17 protein-coding genes are annotated in these 17623 nt (G+C 36.9%); 6 read left to right on the top strand and 11 right to left on the bottom strand.

Annotated features, from left to right (window positions below; all coding sequences use genetic code 11):
- The first annotated feature begins 254 nt into the window (after window positions 1-254).
- Entirely contained in the window at window positions 255-1991 is a 1737-nt protein-coding gene (locus H344_RS0104175) for an ABC transporter ATP-binding protein (RefSeq protein WP_026809146.1), read from the top strand.
- 110 nt (window positions 1992-2101) lie between these two features.
- On the opposite strand, the gene H344_RS0104170 is transcribed toward H344_RS0104175, so the two are convergent.
- The 9 genes from H344_RS0104170 to H344_RS0104130 all read right to left on the bottom strand — a co-directional run bounded on the left by H344_RS0104170 (window position 2102) and on the right by H344_RS0104130 (window position 8713).
- A complete protein-coding gene (locus H344_RS0104170; RefSeq protein WP_026809145.1) occupies window positions 2102-2431 on the bottom strand; it encodes a 2Fe-2S iron-sulfur cluster-binding protein in 330 nt (109 codons plus the stop codon).
- A 52-nt stretch (window positions 2432-2483) separates the two neighbouring features.
- Window positions 2484-3542 (bottom strand): NAD(P)/FAD-dependent oxidoreductase, encoded by a 1059-nt coding sequence (locus tag H344_RS0104165; RefSeq protein ID WP_026809144.1) that lies wholly within the window; start codon window positions 3540-3542, stop codon window positions 2484-2486.
- 71 nt (window positions 3543-3613) lie between these two features.
- Window positions 3614-3853, bottom strand: coding sequence for a NifU family protein (locus tag H344_RS0104160; protein ID WP_026809143.1), 240 nt, complete (start codon window positions 3851-3853; stop codon window positions 3614-3616).
- 2 nt (window positions 3854-3855) lie between these two features.
- Entirely contained in the window at window positions 3856-4995 is a 1140-nt protein-coding gene (locus H344_RS0104155; protein ID WP_026809142.1) for an Mrp/NBP35 family ATP-binding protein, read from the bottom strand.
- A gap of 158 nt (window positions 4996-5153) precedes the next feature.
- Window positions 5154-5489: an MGMT family protein gene (locus H344_RS0104150; RefSeq protein ID WP_026809141.1), complete on the bottom strand. Its 336-nt coding sequence runs from the start codon at window positions 5487-5489 to the stop codon at window positions 5154-5156.
- Window positions 5489-6121, bottom strand: coding sequence for a LysE family transporter (locus H344_RS0104145; protein WP_026809140.1), 633 nt, complete (start codon window positions 6119-6121; stop codon window positions 5489-5491). Before H344_RS0104145 ends, H344_RS0104150 begins: the two co-directional genes overlap by 1 nt.
- A 3-nt stretch (window positions 6122-6124) precedes the next feature.
- Window positions 6125-6796, bottom strand: coding sequence for a tRNA (guanosine(46)-N7)-methyltransferase TrmB (gene trmB / locus H344_RS0104140; RefSeq protein ID WP_026809139.1), 672 nt, complete (start codon window positions 6794-6796; stop codon window positions 6125-6127).
- A gap of 175 nt (window positions 6797-6971) precedes the next feature.
- Complete coding sequence (locus H344_RS0104135; protein WP_026809138.1) at window positions 6972-8027, bottom strand: sensor histidine kinase; 1056 nt, start codon at window positions 8025-8027, stop codon at window positions 6972-6974.
- Window positions 8027-8713 (bottom strand): response regulator transcription factor, encoded by a 687-nt coding sequence (locus tag H344_RS0104130; protein ID WP_026809137.1) that lies wholly within the window; start codon window positions 8711-8713, stop codon window positions 8027-8029. The genes H344_RS0104135 and H344_RS0104130 overlap by 1 nt, the downstream gene beginning before the upstream one ends.
- Before the next feature lie 290 nt (window positions 8714-9003).
- Between H344_RS0104130 and H344_RS0104125 the strand changes: the two genes are divergently transcribed.
- The 5 genes from H344_RS0104125 (at window position 9004) to H344_RS0104105 (ending at window position 15491) form a co-directional block, all read left to right on the top strand.
- Complete coding sequence (locus H344_RS0104125; protein WP_026809136.1) at window positions 9004-10449, top strand: hypothetical protein; 1446 nt, start codon at window positions 9004-9006, stop codon at window positions 10447-10449.
- Window positions 10450-10542: 93 nt separating this feature from the next.
- Entirely contained in the window at window positions 10543-13365 is a 2823-nt protein-coding gene (locus tag H344_RS0104120; RefSeq protein ID WP_026809135.1) for a TonB-dependent receptor, read from the top strand.
- A 226-nt stretch (window positions 13366-13591) separates the two neighbouring features.
- A complete protein-coding gene (locus H344_RS0104115) occupies window positions 13592-13903 on the top strand; it encodes a T9SS type A sorting domain-containing protein (RefSeq protein ID WP_026809134.1) in 312 nt (103 codons plus the stop codon).
- Between the two features lie 158 nt (window positions 13904-14061).
- Window positions 14062-14385, top strand: coding sequence for a T9SS type A sorting domain-containing protein (locus H344_RS0104110; protein WP_026809133.1), 324 nt, complete (start codon window positions 14062-14064; stop codon window positions 14383-14385).
- Between the two features lie 116 nt (window positions 14386-14501).
- Window positions 14502-15491 carry a LuxE/PaaK family acyltransferase gene (locus H344_RS0104105; protein WP_026809132.1) on the top strand — a complete coding sequence of 330 codons (990 nt, stop codon included), beginning with the start codon at window positions 14502-14504 and terminating at the stop codon, window positions 15489-15491.
- Here the strand turns inward: H344_RS0104105 and H344_RS0104100 are convergent.
- The gene (locus H344_RS0104100) at window positions 15486-16016 is read right to left on the bottom strand and encodes a hypothetical protein (RefSeq protein WP_026809131.1); all 531 of its coding nucleotides are present in this window, start codon (window positions 16014-16016) and stop codon (window positions 15486-15488) included. The two genes, H344_RS0104105 and H344_RS0104100, sit on opposite strands and share 6 nt — an antisense overlap.
- 202 nt (window positions 16017-16218) lie before the next feature.
- On the bottom strand, window positions 16219-17514 hold the full coding sequence (gene tyrS, locus H344_RS0104095) for a tyrosine--tRNA ligase (RefSeq protein ID WP_026809130.1): 1296 nt from the start codon (window positions 17512-17514) through the stop codon (window positions 16219-16221).
- Window positions 17515-17623 lie beyond the last annotated feature (109 nt).

The following is a 17623-nucleotide window of genomic DNA, read 5'->3' as shown; positions in this document are numbered from 1 at the left end:
GTAGTTAAACTTGACTTATGGTAATGAGGCACCCATATCTTAATTCTAATTTGCAGTAAATTTCCGATAATGCTAATTTTAAAACTTACTGTTATAAAAGCTTATAGACTAAGGTAATAGTAATTTTTAAGGGACTATAATACTTAAATCAAAAAATCTTCTCCTATTAAGTGCTCTACCAAACAAATTAGAACATGTTGAAAATAACTTAGTTACTTTTGCATTCTACTTTAAATTTAAATAAAACAGTATACATGTCCCAAAAAAAAGTTAGCGTGCTTACCGCCTTTAAAACAATTATATGGCCCAGAAGAAAATTGGTTTTCATAGGCCTGCTATTAATTGTTATTAGTAGGGCTGCCAGTTTTGTTGCCCCAATGTCACTACCTTATTTAATGGACGACATCATCCCAAATAAGGATTTAGATTTCCTAAAAATTCTAGTAATTGCCGTAGGAGTGTCCATCCTAGTCCAAGCAGTCACATCCTTTCTTCTAACCAAAATACTTAGTGTTCAAGCTCAGTTTTTAATTTCTGAACTACGTGCTCAAGTACAAAAAAAGATTCTCACCCTTCCCATTCGGTTTTTCGATAACCATAAGTCCGGCGCCTTAGTCTCTAGAATTATGACTGATGTAGAGGGGGTGCGAAATCTTATTGGGACAGGATTGGTACAATTGGTAGGCGGCACCCTAACCGCCGTGGTCGCCCTAGTACTTTTATTTCTTATAAGCCCCTCCATGACTATTTTTACTTTAGTACCACTAGGTATTTTTGCATTAATAGCCCAAAGAGCCTTTAAATTCATAAGGCCTATTTTTAGGAATAGGGGAAAAATAAATGCTGAGGTAACAGGAAGGCTGACTGAAACTCTAGGGGGTATTAGAGTTATTAAAGGCTTTAATGCCGAGGAGCAGGAGAACAAAATATTTGAGGAAGGGGTAGAGCGACTTTTTCAAAATGTAAAAAAGAGTTTAACAGCCACTGCCTTTATGACCAGCTCCTCTACTTTTTTATTGGGTATTGCATCTACTGGAATCATGGGAATAGGCGGTTACAAGATAATGATGGATCAACTTACCATTGGTGAATTTTTAGAATTCACTTTTTTATTAGCGCTTATGGTAGCTCCAATAGTTCAAATGAGCAATATAGGAAGTCAGCTAACTGAAGCGCTTGCAGGCCTAGACCGTACTGAAGAACTTATGAATATGACTGCAGAAGCTATGGAAGAGGAAAGGACTATCATCTTAGAAGATGTTAAGGGTGACATAGCCTTCAAGAACGTTTCCTTTGCTTATGAAGAAGATAAGGAAGTTTTACACGATATAAATTTCATGGTGAATTCAGGAGAAGTGGTAGCTCTTGTTGGCAGCTCAGGATCTGGTAAATCTACCATTGCTGGCTTAGCAGCAAGCTTCCTGAACCCCATATCTGGCAAGATAACCATTGATAACAAAGACCTTTCTAAGGTAAACCTCAATAGCTATCGCAGCAATCTAGGAGTGGTCTTACAGGATGAATTTTTGTTTGAAGGTTCTATTAGAGAAAATATTATGTTCCCTAGACCTAATGCTTCAGAAGAAGAGTTACAAAAAGCAGTTAAAGCTGCCTATGTAGATGAATTTACCGATAGATTTGAAAAAGGCCTAGACACCCTTATTGGGGAACGCGGAGTAAAATTATCGGGCGGACAAAGACAGCGTATCGCTATAGCTAGAGCTGTATTGGCAGACCCTAAAATCTTAATATTAGACGAAGCTACTTCTAATTTAGATACCGAGAGCGAGGCATTGATACAAAAAAGTTTGGCCACGCTTACAGAAGGAAGAACCACCTTTGTAATTGCTCACCGTTTGAGTACTATTAGAAAGGCCCATAAAATTTTAGTTATAGAAAATGGCAGAATAGCTGAAAGGGGGACCCACGACGAACTAATTGCCAAAGAAGGCAGGTATTACAACCTATTCACCTATCAGGCAAGAATTTAAAATAACTAAGCACTTTAATATAAATACAAATGCCTTTTCAGTTTCTTTAAATGATCAAGAAAACTAAAAAGGCATTTGCTACAATATATACTACAGATAATTTATATCCCTTAGCTTTCAGGCGCTAGAGTAACTTCTAGCCCATCCATATCTTCGGTCATTTGAATCTGACAACCTAAGCGACTATTGTCTTGAACGTGAAATGCTTCTGCTAGCATAGCATCCTCATCATCCGACATTTCGGGAAGCGTATGATCAGATTCCACATAACACTGACATGAAGCGCACATAGCCATCCCCCCACATACACCTATAGTTCCTTCTGGAGCCAGTTCGTAAGAACGTACTACTTCCATTAGGTTCATGTTCATATCCGTTGGGGCATCTACATCGTGCAACACACCCTCTCTATCTTTAATCTTAATCTTTATATCGCTCATTATGTTTGGTGAAATGATGAATTTTATAAAATTATAATTTAGTATTCCTTTATTAATCTATTGTTTTTACTACTGCTTTAGGCGCTTCTCTTTTGGTCCCATCAAACCCAGAGACTCCTCCTACTGTGGTATACTTCATTACATACCTTTTATTTGGAAATATACGTTGGTAGGCACTTTGACACATTAGGGTTGCCTCATGAAAACCACATAAGATCAGTTTTAATTTACCAGGATAGGTGTTTACATCTCCAATAGCATAAATACCTGGTATGTTAGTCTGATAATCAAAAGTGTCTACTTTTATGGCATTTTTCTCAATTTCGAGCCCCCAATTCGCTATAGGACCTAATTTTGGAGAAAGACCAAACAAGGGGATAAACTCATCCACTTCTTTTATAATTTCTTCTTCAGTATCTCCTGATTTGTTGATTACTACAGATTCTAATTTACCATCTCCCTTGAGCGCTACAACTTCTGCAGGAGTAATAAGATTAATACGACCTAGGTTTTTAAGGGACTGCACTTTTTCTACAGAATCTAATGCTCCTCTAAATTCATTTCTTCTATGTACCAAGGTTACTTCCGAAGCAACATCCGCTAAATAGATACTCCAGTCCAAGGCAGAATCACCCCCACCTGCAATAAGCACTCTTTTATCGCGATAAATTTCAGGATCTTTTATAAAATAGGAAACCCCTTTATCTTCGTAATTTTTAATATTCGGAATTAAGGGTTTTCTAGGCTCAAAGCTACCTAATCCACCGGCTATCACTACAATAGGAGCATGGTGTTTAGTTCCTTTATTAGTAGTAACTACAAACGTACCATCTTCTAATTTATCTATAGTATTCGCGCGTTCCCCTAAAGTAAAAGTAGGCTGAAACGGTCTTATCTGCTCCATTAAATTATCTACCAAATCCCCCGCTAATACTTCTGGGAATCCCGGAATATCATATATAGGTTTTTTGGGATAAATCTCAGCACATTGTCCGCCCGGCTGTGGCAAGGCATCTATAAGGTGGCACTTTAACTGCAAAAGTCCTGCTTCAAAAACAGCAAAAAGTCCTGTAGGTCCAGCACCTATTATTAATATATCTGTTTTAATCATGGAAAATAATTTTAAAGTAGCTACAAAGCTATTTAAGGAGGTGTTATCTATAAATGATAATAATCAGATAATCACTCCACATTAATCACCTCTTGTATTTGCGGTGCATGTTTTTTTATGGTCATTTCAACACCAGTTTTCAGGGTCATCTGGTTAATATTACAACCTGCACAAGCCCCTTCTAACCTAACTTTAACGGAAGTATTGTTATCAATGGAGACAAGGGAAATATCCCCTCCATCACTCTGCAAAAAAGGACGAATTTCTTCCAAGGCCTTTTCTACATTATTCTTTATTTCAATAGACGTCATAGTTATTTCTTTTTCACGGCTGAACAACCTGCCATAGTAGTTATTTTAATTGCTTCGGTAGGTGGTAAGCTTTCATTTCTTCCTACAACTTCCCTCACTACATTCTTGGTAAGCTCCTCAAAAACCTCTTCAACAACGGTAGCTGTTTGCATTGCTGCTGGTCTACCAATATCTCCAGCTTCTCTAACACTTTGTACCAACGGGATTTCACCTAAGAAAGGTACTTTTAAATCTGCTGCCAAATTTCTAGCACCTTCTTTACCAAATATATAGTATTTATTATCTGGCAACTCTGCAGGAGTAAAGTAGGCCATATTTTCTACAATCCCCAGAACGGGAACGTTTATAGATTCTTGTTGGAACATAGCGACTCCTTTACGAGCATCAGCCAAAGCAACCTCTTGTGGCGTACTCACCACTACCGATCCCGTAATAGGTAACGCCTGCATAATACTCAAATGAATATCTCCAGTCCCTGGTGGAAGATCGAGCAATAAGAAGTCTAACTCTCCCCAATGGGCATCAAATATCATCTGGTTAAGCGCTTTTGCTGCCATAGGACCACGCCAAATTACTGCTTGATTAGGTTCTGTAAAAAAGCCGATAGACAGAATTTTCACTCCATAACTCTCAACTGGCTTCATCTTAGATTTCCCATCTACGTTTACCGCTAGAGGCTTTTCCATAACCACATCAAACATAGTAGGCATGGAAGGACCATAAATATCTGCGTCCAACAACCCTACTTTAAATCCCATTTTAGCAAGGGTAACAGCTAAATTTGCAGTTATGGTAGATTTCCCTACCCCACCTTTACCAGATGCTACAGCAATAATATTCTTTATTCCAGGGATAGCCTTCCCTTTAATTTCATTTACCTTAGGTTTGGCAGGAGCATCTACTTTTATATTAACTTTTATCTTGGCCTTTTCGTAAACTTCAGCATGGATAATTTTTAAAATCTCCACCTCTGTTTTCTTTCTGGCTTGCAAACTGGGATTTGCAATAGTTATATCTACAACTACCTCATCGCCAAAAACCATTACATTTTTTAGCGCTCCGCTTTCAACCATATTTTGGCCTTCTCCGGGAACAGTAATTTTCTCCAGTGCCTTTACTACATCCTTCTTGTTCAATTTCATCCTAATACGTTCTTAAACAGTCTTTATTAAAACTGATTCTAAATTACAAAGATAAGGCTTAGGACCGAGAATAGGAAAAATGGAACTGAAAAGTAACTCCTTAGAGCAACCAAAATCTTTCCCCCTATAATTGGTAGGTATAAAATGGAAGGAGGGTATTATTTTAGCTCCTTAGAAGGATCCCAAAAGAAATTTTCAAATTCTAAAATTTGATCACTTTTTATTTTAATCCCCTCACTCTCTAACAGCTGCTGCATTAGGTTAGTTCCTTCAAAATGGTGCTTCCCAGTTAACAGTCCTTTCCTATTTACCACACGATGTGCGGGAACATCTTCCATACCATGTGCATTGTTCATTGCCCATCCTACCATCCTTGCACTCCTTGCCATACCCAAGTGTTTGGCAATAGCGCCATAAGAAGTTACCCGCCCATATGGTATTTTCTTAACTACGGCATACACTTTTTGAAAAAAGTTATCGTTTTTGGATTTCATTAGGTATATAAAATACGGATCAGGGTAATTACAAGCAAAAGCGCCATTAAAACGCTAAGAATGTAATTAGAGTTTTTAGAGAAGCGGTTAGATTTTGCCTCTAACTTGGTAAAATAAATAGTGTATAAGTACAGTACAGTAAATGTTCCAAAACCTGCTGCTAAAATAAAGGTTGCAATATCTTTAAACTGGAATTTAATCCACCCAGATGCATTCCACATCGCGTTAAGACCACTGTAATACGGAATAGTCAGCAGGTTCACAGCTGCTAATAACACCCCCTTAAAAAAGCTGTTTTTCTTACTTACTTTTACCTTCTCTAAAGGGTCGTGCTCTTCACTATTCTTAGCCTTTAAAAAAAAGAAGATAGCAAAGAAGGCAAATACCACAAGTGCGATCTTTAATAACCAATCTATTATTTCTGGGTGATTAAATAGAAATTTGGAAATCAACACCGAAATATAGGCTTGGACCATGATCATGCAAGAGACGCCAAGACTAAAAATTATACCATTGGTCTTTCCTTTTTCCACGCTAATTTTGGCAGCATTCATATTTAGCAAACCTGGTGGCACTGTAGCCATAAAAGCCGCTGAAAAGGTGGCAAAGAAAAGAATTAAAATATGCGTCATATACTATTGCACTCTAAACTTAATGTAGGTAATTGGCTTTCCTTTCTCTAAATACTGTTTTTCATAAAAGGTTTGTATTTCTAGAACTTCTTTAGGACTACCTTCATTCTTATACACATCATGATTAGCATAAAGCACTTCTAAACCACTACCGTGCAGGAGCCCTAAGGTATAGCCGTGCATAAACTCACTATCGGTCTTTAAATTTACCGTACCCTCTTCTTTTAAAATACTCTTATATTTTTCCAAAAAACGAGCATTGGTTAACCTATGCTTGGTGCGTTTATATTTAATTTGAGGATCTGGGAAGGTAATCCAAATTTCGGACACCTCATCTTTTGCAAAAAGTTGATCTATAAGTTCTATCTGCGAACGAATAAATGCGGCATTCTTTATTTCCTTTTCAATTGCCGTTTTAGCTCCTCGCCAAAATCGAGCTCCTTTTATATCTATTCCTATAAAATTCTTCTCCGTATTTTGCTTTGCCAAGCCTACGGTATATTCTCCTTTTCCACAACCAAGTTCTAAAACAATAGGATTATTGTTTCCGAAAAACTCATTCCACTTGCCTTTATGCTGAAATTGTCCACTTACTACTTCTTCCCTCGTAGGCTGAATTACGTTATCAAAGGTTTCGTTCTCTTTGAATCTTTTAAGTTTATTTTTGCTTCCCACAGATTACAACTAATTAATAATTTGGCAAAGCTAAGGAAATCTAAGTTCTTCATCACCAGTGCGCCAACTTCTTATTAAAAATAACCATCGCCAAAGTTATTATTAGACTAGCAGGTACTATAAAAACGCTTGAATTAGATTTAAAAACTAATATAAAAAACCAAGATTAGCCCTTTTAGGTATTAGGATGAAGTGCTTTTTCTAAGGTAAAAGAGAATTCTGACCCTATATCACGAACGCTTTCCACATAAATCTTCTCGTCATGAGCCTCAATAATATGCTTTACGATAGCAAGGCCAAGCCCGGAGCCGCCTTCAGCTCGACTACCACTTTTATCTACTCTGTAAAATCGTTCGAATATCCTTCCTAGATTCTGCTTGGAAATTCCCTCTCCGTTATCCGTAACCCTTACAATAACCTTATTCTTAATCAAGTTTTCTATACTCACCTCCGTAGTTCCATTTTTCTCCCCGTATTTTATAGAGTTTACTAAGAGATTGGTAAGTACTTGCTGAATTTTTTCTCTATCTGCCCTTACATAAATGGGCTTTTTATACTCTCTATCAAAGCTTAAGACAATATCTTTTTTGGCAGCTTTCATTTCCAGAAGCTCAAAAACGTTTTGCACCAATTCCAGAATATTAAAATCCTCGAGATGCATTCTTTGTCCTTCTGTTTCAAGTTTGGTAATCAGGTCTAAATCCTTGACGATATAAATTAGCCGCTCTACTCCTTTACTAGCTCGCTGCAAATATTTTTTACGCAGCGCCTTGTCTTCCATTGCGCCGTCTAACAACGTTAATATATATCCCTGTACTGTAAAAAGCGGCGTTTTTAATTCATGAGAAACATTACCTAAAAAGTCTTTTCTATATTCTTCCCGAATTTTAAGGGTATCTATTTCTATTTTTTTGTCCTTAGCAAATTTCTCAATCTCTTCGGTCAAAGTTCGCATATCAGTGGTAACGGTCCTAGCCGCCAAAGAAGTGGATTGTAGCAGGGATACATCTTTATATATCCTCTCTATCTTACTATAAATAAATCGCTCTACCCTTATTTGAAGAATAAAAAACGAAAAGATACCAGCTCCTATGGCAAATCCAACTATTTGCCACCACAATACTTTTCCAGATATCGATAGTAACGCCCAAAGCAACAGGCTTAATACCGCGGAAATCAACAGGCTAGAGCGCACTGCAAATCGGTACGATTTTTTAATTTTCGTCCCCATTATAATACAAACTTATATCCCACTCCTTTTACTGTCTTAAAATAATCATCTCCTAATTTCTCACGTAATTTCCGAATATGAACATCTATGGTCCTTCCCCCAACAACAACTTCATTTCCCCACACCCTATCTAATATAACCTCCCTTTTAAAAACCTTATTAGGCTTAGAGGTTAGTAGTGATAATAGTTCAAATTCCTTTCTCGGCAGAATAATCTCTTCCCCCAGATTTACAATCTTATACTCTTCTCTATTTATGGTAATATTCCCTACATTAATGATATCTGCCTCTTCCTCCTCCCTATTCTTTAACCTTCTCAATAAAGCTTTTACTTTACTCACTAGAAGCTTAGGCCTAATAGGCTTGGTTATATAGTCGTCTGCTCCAGCGTCAAAACCTGCCATTTGGGAATAGTCTTCTCCCCTTGCGGTAAGGAAGGTTATAATGGTGTTTTCTAAGCCGGTTGTTTTCCGAATAATTTCACAAGCTTCAACCCCGTCCATTTCGGGCATCATTACATCTAATATAATTAAATGAGGTTTTTTCTTCTTTGCTTTTGCTACAGCTTCAATCCCATTTTTTGCCGTAAAGACATTATACCCTTCAGCAGTTAGATTATAACTTACAATTTCTAATATATCCGGCTCATCATCTACCAAGAGTATCTTAATATCTTTCTTTTTCATCTATTTAATTTACTTGTTTTACAGCTCCCTATTGTAGGGAATGATATATTATTTTGTCGATTTCGTAGAAAATCTAAACACCTTAAATAGGATTATATTTTCCTTGCTTTCTGTTGAGATTCACTATCCGAAGTAAAGATAATACTAATCCCCCAACCAATTAACCTTCACTTGATATAGTAACATTTTCATAACCTTAAGCCAACAGATGCTTAATATCTATCTAACTTCACCTTTACAATAAGGTCATTTTTTTGCAGTGTTTTATAAATCGATAAAAACATTAAAAAATGAATCTTAGACAATTATTCCATTCAAGAAAAATGTTATTAGCCACAATAGCTTTTAGCAGTATTGTAATCACCTCTTGTAGCAACGACGACGAGCCACCAATTGCCGATGAAGTTGCCACATGTAATGATGGTATTCGCAACCAAGGAGAAAAGGGTATAGATTGCGGCGGCCCCAACTGTCAACCTTGCGTTGATGAGATTGCCACTTGCAATGACGGAATTCAAAACGGGGATGAAACCGGAATAGATATAGGAGGCTCTTGTGCCGAAATAATTACTATTTCTGGAGAGATAAGCGAAGACACTACATGGACCGCTGACAACATGTATCTATTAGCAGGTAAAGTTGTAGTGGGAGTAGGCAAAACCCTTACCATTGAGCCGGGTACCATTATAAAAGGAAAACCTGGTAGTGGTTCCTTAGCATCTGCCTTAATTGTACAGAGAGGGGCTAAGATTATGGCTGAAGGAACCGCAGATAAGCCTATTATTTTTACAGCAGAAGCTGATAATATAGGAGTAGGTCAAAAACATGGAACCAACTTAGACGAAACCCAAAGAGGACTTTGGGGCGGTGTTATTGTTCTAGGTAGAGCTAGTGGTTCCTTTAAGGGAGATGTTTCAGAAGTACAGATAGAAGGTATTCCTGCAGACGACACTTATGGTCTCTACGGCCCTGGAGATGATTTAAATGACAATGACAATTCTGGAGTTCTAAAATATATCTCTATCCGTCATGGAGGTGCATTAATTGGAGAGGGAAATGAAATAAACGGACTTACTCTAGGGTCTGTAGGAAAGGGCACTAAAATAGACCACATTGAGATTGTAGGTAATGTAGATGATGGTATTGAGTTTTTTGGAGGTACCGTAGACGCGACCAATCTTTTAGTATGGGCTCAGGGTGATGATGCCTTAGACATAGATCAGGCTTATTCTGGTACTATAGATAATGCCGTAGTTATTTTAGGGGAAGCTTCTGATCACGCTTTTGAAATAGACGGTCCAGAAGGATCACTTGAAGGGTCTTTCACCTTAAAAAATGCTACAATTATTGGAAGCGCAACTGCCGCAGACGGGGAATATGCAGATTACCGTAGTAATGCCATGGGCACTACTTCTAATATATATGCCTATGGATTTCCAGAAGGAAAGGATGTGGAATTGGACGCTAATGATGTAGCCCAAAACTATTTGGACGGAAAATTAATTTTTGAAGCCTGGGAAGTGGTAGGTTTTGACAATTCTATATTCTCTGAAAAAGTAAAAAAGGATGAAAACGGAAATGAAGTGCAGTCTAAAATAATCTTAGAACCTTCTTTTACAGAAAGAGCAGCATCTTGGACAACAAAAGTTGAAAAAGGAGCACAATCTGTAGGTGCAGACACCTCTGTTTTCTCATGGACTTTTTACGCAAATAGTAAAGGTGCCGCTGCCTTTTAATTCTTAACAACAACTTCTTAAACTATTATCCAATTGCCCGCCAACGAACATATCAGGGCAATTGGTCTTTTTTATAATTTAACTAACTTCAACATGAAATTTAAACTCTCTATTCTTACCTACTTCCTATTTCAACTTATATATTCCCAAGGCGGTGAAGTTGTCGGCTCTCTTATAGATGCAGATTTCCAAGATCCAGTACCATTTGCCAATATAATTGTTAAGGGGACCAGTGTTGGGACCACTTCTGACTTTGACGGCAAGTATAAGTTAGCGCTAGAGGAAGGTACCTACTCCCTTGCATTCTCCTATCTAGGTTATAAAACAGTAGAAGTTACAGACATTGTAGTTTCTAAACAAGAAACTATAAAATTAGATGTTACCTTAGAAACATCTGCTGAAGGTCTGGACGAAGTAGTAGTTTCAGTAAGTGTTAAAAAGAATACCGAGAAATCTGTATTAGGAATCCAAAAAAGAGCCGTTAACCTATTGGACGGACTCTCTGCGGAATCTTTTAAAAAAATGGGATCTGGCGATGTGGCCAGTGCCATCAAAAGCGTTCCAGGGGTATCTGTACAAGGCGGAAAGTATGTATATGTTAGGGGGCTAGGTGATCGTTACACCAAATCTATTTTAAATGGTGTGGATATACCTGGTCTTGATCCTGATAGAAATACAATTCAGCTCGATATATTCCCCACCAATATCATCGACAATATATTAATCCTTAAATCGGCCTCCGCAGATTTGCCGGCAGATTTCACTGGAGGAATCGTAAATATTGTCACCAAAGACTACCCTACCAAAAAAGAACATAGTCTCTCTCTAGGTGGTAGTTACAACCCAGATATGCACTTTAATTCGAACTATTTAAGCTACAAAGGCAGTTCTACTGATTTCTTAGGTTTTGACAATGGCACTAGAAGCGTTCCAATCAATCGTAACCAATATATCCCTAACACTTTTGAGTACAACCCATTATTAACGGCTATCACCAAGAAATTTAATCCAACACTATCTGCTATGCGAGAAAAAAGCGGAATGGACTACAGCTTGGGCTTCACCACTGGAAATCAATATCAAATAGGAGAAAGTGAAAACAAAATTGGTTTTTTTGGTTCTATATCCTACAAAAATAAAACAACCTTTTATGAGAGTGCTGAAAACAATTTTTACAGAAGGAATGCGGATACTTCCGTTTTTGAACTAGAAACAGATAGAACTCAGAATGGAGATTTAGGTAAGCACAATGTGCTAATTAGCGGACTTTTAGGCACTTCATTTAAAACTAAAAGATCTAAATACAAGCTTAATATGTTACATTTACAAAATGGAGAATCTACAGCCGGTTATTTCCGCCAAAGCTTAAATTTTTCCGATTTTGTGAACTTTTCTAAAGACAACTTGGAATATACCCAAAGGGCAATATCCAATCTACAGCTTTCTGGTATTCACAATAGCTCTGATGCTTCTTGGACTACAGAGTGGACCTTAAGTCCTACCCTTTCTAAAATTCAAGATAAAGACATTAGAACAACTTCATTTAGAGTAGAAGATGGCGTCTATAGCATTCCTCAGAACAATCAACCTAAAAGAATATGGAGGGATTTAGAAGAGGTGAATGCTATAGCAAAATTGGACTTAACCAAAAGATATCAGTTTTTTAACCGAGATGCCAAATTGAAATTTGGTGCATATGGAGCGTATAAGGATCGAGATTTCGGCATTTTAAATTTCGAAATAGAAAACAATAGTCAAACCTCGAAATTCAACGGTATTGCAGATAATATACTACTTGATGAAAACCTATGGACAGTTAATAACAATTCTGGTAGCTATATAGATCCGGACATCTCCATTTCCGAGCCTGCTAATATGTACCAGGCCAAGCAACAACACATTGCAGGGTATATTTCTAATGAATTTAAGATTGGTCAAAAATTACGAACCATCCTAGGAATAAGGGCAGAGCAATTTGTATCTAGATATACAGGGGAAGATAATAAGGACATTAACGATCCACAAAAAGTAATCTATAATAACGAGCGTATCATAGATAAGCTAGATATTTTTCCTACTGCTAATTTAATTTATGAACTAAATGAAAACATAAATTTAAGGGGTTCCTATGCGCTAACCACGGCAAGACCTTCCTTTAAAGAAGCGTCTATTGCTAAAATATACGACCCCTTGTCTAATAATACCTTTATAGGGAATATTGACTTGAAGCCCACATATATAAACAACTTCGATTTTAGAATGGAATGGTTTGGGGAAGGTGCCGAAATGATTGCCCTAAGTAGTTTTTATAAAACGTTTACCGACCCTATAGAACTTACCTATTTTGAGTCGTCATCAGATAATTTTACTCCTAAAAATTTAGGTGATGCGAAAGTTGTAGGATTGGAATTTGAAATGCGAAAAAACTTAGGATTTGTAGCTGCTAGCCTTTCCAATTTTAGTTTTAACGTAAACACCTCGTTAATAAAATCAACACAAAAATATGGAGAAAGTGAGCGTAAGCTTAGAGAACTAGGACTTAGAGATGGAGAAAAATTAGGCAAAGACAGGGAACTACAGGGACAATCCCCGTATATGATCAATACCGGATTACATTACAAAGGAGAAGAGAATGGAGTACATTTAAGTCTCAGTTACAATGTTCAAGGGAAAACGTTACAAGTAGTTGGTAACGGTTTTGTTCCAGACGTATATACAATGCCTTTTAATCATTTAAACTTTAATTTTTCTAAAAGCTTTGGAGCTAATAAAGAGCAAAGCATAAGCTTTAAAGTAGAAAATCTGCTAGATGATAGTATTGTTAGCGAATATGAATCTTACGGAGCCACAAACAAGACCTTTTCAAAAAGGAAACCCGGAAGGACATTTTCTCTTGGATACAGTATAAAATTCTAATACACTTAGATATGTTTAAACCCAAATAAGATTACATTTTATTTGCAAGCGAAGCTATCCATCCTACTCAAAAGATAGCTTCGCTTTTTTACAGTAAATACTTACAAGATTAATACGTTTAACCTGTAATCAATTTATCAATTCCCTAAAAATGTCTGACACCTAACGTTCTGTCCCAAAATTTATTACATTTGTATATAAACAATTTGCTGTCTATCCAATTTATATGAAGCAACTTTACTTAATTGTAACATTCTTATTTCTTTCTTTTTCCTATGGACAAGATTCCAAAGGGAAAAGCGGGGATATTGATGGCTTCAAGCTATATCCAAATCCGGCTACCAATGGCAGGGTTTATATTAGCACTACTTTAAAAGCCCCAAAAAAGGTGCTTATTTTTGATATTTTCGGTAGCATGGTTTTAGAAACTACACTTTTGGGAATGGAACTAAAATTAGACAATCTAGATTCTGGGGTGTACATGTTAAGGGTAACGGAAAATAACAAAACCGCCACCCGTAAATTAATCATTAAGTAAATTCCTCAGAACATAACCACCTCACTTTAAACGATTAAGAGCAGTATTGAGTTTAAAAACGATTTTGATATACAAAATCCGTCCGTTTACAACAAACTAATCTAGTCCTATTATTGTTGCTTTATATTTAGGTTATTTACCCCAAATCAATAGCAACCATGAAAGTACTTTGCACCCTAGTTTTTACACTATTTACCATTGCCCTAACAGCACAGGAAAATACCAATCACTCAGATAACAAGGAAACCCCTACCCTTAATTTTAAATTATATCCTAATCCATCCTATGATGGTAAGGTATATATCACTACAAAAGACAATGCGAAAAAAGAAATCGTTATCTACGATATCTTTGGGGCCTTAGTATTACAAGAAAAAATTGCCACCCCACATTTAAATGTTTCCAAACTAGCCCCTGGAGTTTATGCGCTTCAGGTTACGGAAAATCTAAAAGTAATGACCAGAAAATTGGTAATTAAATAAGTACACATTAGTATTCCTTGATATAAAATTGTACTCCAAATGAGCGCCGATTTATGCGACTCAATAAAATTTAAATTTTGGTTCACGCCCACTGCTTATATTACTATTTTTGTACCGTGAATCAGAACAATTTCCATAAGAATATATTTCAGATTAGTAGTATGGCTGAGTTTAACGCTATGGCACTACAGACCTTTCGTTCGCAATTTCAAAACAATATAGTATATCGCGAATTCTGCCAGCATTTAGGAAAAAACGAATCCAATGTTAATCGTGTAGAAGATATTCCTTTCCTTCCTATCTCCTTTTTTAAAACTCACAAAGTAGTCACAGGCAATTTTAAGCCCCAGATTATATTTACTAGTAGTGGTACTACGGGAAGCGAGGTTAGTAAACATGCTGTAAGGGACCTTTCCATATATGAAAAGAGTTACCTAAGCGCATTTGAAGCTTTTTATGGTGACATAAACGAATATTGCATCTTGGCCCTTCTTCCTTCTTATTTAGAACGAGAAGGATCTTCTTTGATATATATGGCCGACGATCTGATTAAAAAGAGTAACCACCCTGATAGCGGCTTTTACCTAGATGATTTAAAACACTTGCGAGCGACCTTGCTTAAATTGGAAGAGGCCAACACCAAAACATTACTAATTGGGGTTTCTTTTGCCTTATTAGATATGGCTGAAAAATACAATTTACAGCTGAAAAACACGGTTATCATGGAAACTGGTGGCATGAAAGGGCGTAAAAAGGAAATGATACGGGAAGAGCTCCATCAATTATTAATGTCCGGATTTGGGGTTCCACAAATCCACTCCGAATATGGGATGACAGAATTACTATCTCAAGCATATTCCTATGGGAATGGCATTTTTTACACTCCAAAGTGGATGAAAATATTCACTAGAGAAACGGAAGACCCCTTATCTTTACAAGAACCTGGGAAAAGTGGAGGAGTGAACATAATAGATCTTGCCAATGTGCATTCTTGCGCTTTTATAGCCACACAAGATTTAGGAAAAGTACATATGGATGGAAGCTTCGAAATTTTGGGGCGCTATGATCATTCGGACGTACGAGGCTGCAATTTAATGGTACTATAAGCCTAAGACCTTAGCATCTACAAAGAATACAGATAGTACATCTATCTCATGGTCGGAGGATAAAAATTCATCCGTTACCGTTTCTAATCTCAGGGTGAATTTGTCTTTTTTAATATAATCCTTTAGATCATCCCCAGAGGTCAATAATTCCAAGGTTCCACCTGTTGTAGCAGCCACCTCTTCGTTCCATGCAATTCGGATTTCTGGAAGATCGTCCGCAGACATATACACCTTAATAGATTCCAAGAAACTAAAATCTTCTTCCTCCGGAGATTTCAATTTTAGGGTTAGTTTTCGCAAAATAATTTCTTCTATAAGATCTTTTCGAGTATCGTTTACTGCGAATTCAGAGGAAGAATTGGTTTCCGTTTCCGGTGAATAAACATCAAAGGGTAAATCTACTCCTGTAGAGGATGGAATAACCACACGCTGGCTATAATCCATTTCAAACTTGGTAAGCTCATCTAACTTATCACAAGCACTAAATCCAGCAATAATGGCAAAAATCATCAAATATCTCTTCATAAATTCTAAAATTCTATCTCTACAACGGAAAAAGAAAAAATATATTTCTCTGCTATCATCCAAATTTTAAAAACAGGTAAAAAAAAGTAGCTCCAACACTTTTTTAAGGATTAACTACACCCCTTTGTTAGGGTATAAAAACAAAATACCCTGAGGGTTCTTATCCCTCAGGGTATTTATACTTTACAGTATTAAATTGAAACTATTGCACAACTAGTACAAAATAGTTCTTTTTCCCGCGCTGTAAAAGCACAAATTTATTATTGATTAAATCTTCTGTGGTTATGGAGTAATCTTCTTTTACCTTTTCCTTATTAACAGAAATGGAATTTTGCTTTAATTCACGTCTTGCCTCACCGTTAGATGCCAAAAAGTTGGTCTTAGCGGCTAAAGCTCCTATCATATCCAAGCCATTTTCAATCTCTTCTCTAGCAATCTCAGCCTGCGGCACCCCTTCAAAAATATCCAAAAATGTTTTCTCATTCAATTTCTTAAGGTCTTCTGAAGTAGATTTTCCAAAAAGGATATTACTAGCCTGTTTTGCATTGTCCAAATCTTCTTGTGAATGCACCATTACCGTAATTTCATCTGCTAAACGCTTTTGCAACACTCTAAGATGTGGCGCTTCCTTATGTTCATTTACCAGGCTTTCAATTTCCTCCTTACTTAGGAAGGTAAATATTTTAATATACTTTTCTGCATCTTCATCAGAGGTATTCAACCAATACTGGTAGAATTTATAGGGTGATGTTCTTTCTGCATCCAACCAAACATTACCTCCTTCAGATTTACCAAATTTAGTACCATCGGCTTTTGTAATTAATGGACAGGTAAGTGCATATCCCTTACTGCCACCTATCCTACGAATTAGTTCGGTACCGGTGGTAATATTCCCCCATTGATCGCTACCTCCCATTTGTAGGGTACAATTATGGGTTCTATAAAGATGTAAGAAATCATATCCTTGTACCAATTGATAGGTAAACTCTGTAAAGGACAAACCATCATTAGATTCTGATGTTAGTCGTTTTTTAACGGAATCCTTAGCCATCATATAATTCACGGTAATATGCTTACCAACATCACGGATAAATTCTAAAAAGGAAAACTCCTTCATCCAATCATAATTATTGACCAAGACAGCGCTATTATCCTTACCGCTATTAAAATCTAAAAAACGTGTAAGCTGTGCTTTTATTCCAGCTTGATTCTTTGCCAAGGTAGCTTCATCTAGTAAATTACGCTCATTAGATTTACCAGAAGGATCGCCAATCATCCCTGTGGCACCCCCAATTAAAGCATAAGGTTTATGTCCGGCCAATTGAAAATGCCGAAGCATCATTACGCCTACTAAATGTCCTATATGAAGTGAATCTGCTGTAGGATCTATCCCCACATAAGCAGACTGCATTCCACTTAACAAATGCTCTTCGGTTCCGGGCATTACATCGTGCAACATCCCCCTCCAGGTTAATTCTTCTACAAAATTTGAAGTCATGCTTAAAGTTTACTTTTCTATAATAGCGGCAAAGATAAAGTAAATAGCTTGCTTTCTTCTTCCAAATGATGGAATAATCCTTTTCTACAAGCCAATTTCTGAGGAAGGG

The sequence above is a fragment of the Arenibacter latericius DSM 15913 genome (genome assembly GCF_000424985.1).
Lineage (GTDB): Bacteria > Bacteroidota > Bacteroidia > Flavobacteriales > Flavobacteriaceae > Arenibacter > Arenibacter latericius.
Note: the sequence above shows the minus strand (reverse complement) of the source record. Positions and strands in the feature narration are given on the sequence as shown.

Coding starts and splice junctions, on each gene's coding strand:
- H344_RS0104170 (WP_026809145.1), bottom strand. CDS start 2,431: ATGAGCGATATAAAGATTAAGATTAAAGATAGAGAGGGTGTGTTGCAC.
- H344_RS0104145 (WP_026809140.1), bottom strand. CDS start 6,121: ATGACGCATATTTTAATTCTTTTCTTTGCCACCTTTTCAGCGGCTTTT.
- H344_RS0104120 (WP_026809135.1), top strand. CDS start 10,543: ATGAAATTTAAACTCTCTATTCTTACCTACTTCCTATTTCAACTTATA.
- H344_RS0104115 (WP_026809134.1), top strand. CDS start 13,592: ATGAAGCAACTTTACTTAATTGTAACATTCTTATTTCTTTCTTTTTCC.
- H344_RS0104125 (WP_026809136.1), top strand. CDS start 9,004: ATGAATCTTAGACAATTATTCCATTCAAGAAAAATGTTATTAGCCACA.
- H344_RS0104165 (WP_026809144.1), bottom strand. CDS start 3,542: ATGATTAAAACAGATATATTAATAATAGGTGCTGGACCTACAGGACTT.
- H344_RS0104100 (WP_026809131.1), bottom strand. CDS start 16,016: ATGAAGAGATATTTGATGATTTTTGCCATTATTGCTGGATTTAGTGCT.
- H344_RS0104175 (WP_026809146.1), top strand. CDS start 255: ATGTCCCAAAAAAAAGTTAGCGTGCTTACCGCCTTTAAAACAATTATA.
- tyrS (WP_026809130.1), bottom strand. CDS start 17,514: ATGACTTCAAATTTTGTAGAAGAATTAACCTGGAGGGGGATGTTGCAC.
- H344_RS0104160 (WP_026809143.1), bottom strand. CDS start 3,853: ATGACGTCTATTGAAATAAAGAATAATGTAGAAAAGGCCTTGGAAGAA.
- H344_RS0104130 (WP_026809137.1), bottom strand. CDS start 8,713: ATGAAAAAGAAAGATATTAAGATACTCTTGGTAGATGATGAGCCGGAT.
- H344_RS0104135 (WP_026809138.1), bottom strand. CDS start 8,027: ATGGGGACGAAAATTAAAAAATCGTACCGATTTGCAGTGCGCTCTAGC.
- H344_RS0104150 (WP_026809141.1), bottom strand. CDS start 5,489: ATGAAATCCAAAAACGATAACTTTTTTCAAAAAGTGTATGCCGTAGTT.
- H344_RS0104110 (WP_026809133.1), top strand. CDS start 14,062: ATGAAAGTACTTTGCACCCTAGTTTTTACACTATTTACCATTGCCCTA.
- H344_RS0104155 (WP_026809142.1), bottom strand. CDS start 4,995: ATGAAATTGAACAAGAAGGATGTAGTAAAGGCACTGGAGAAAATTACT.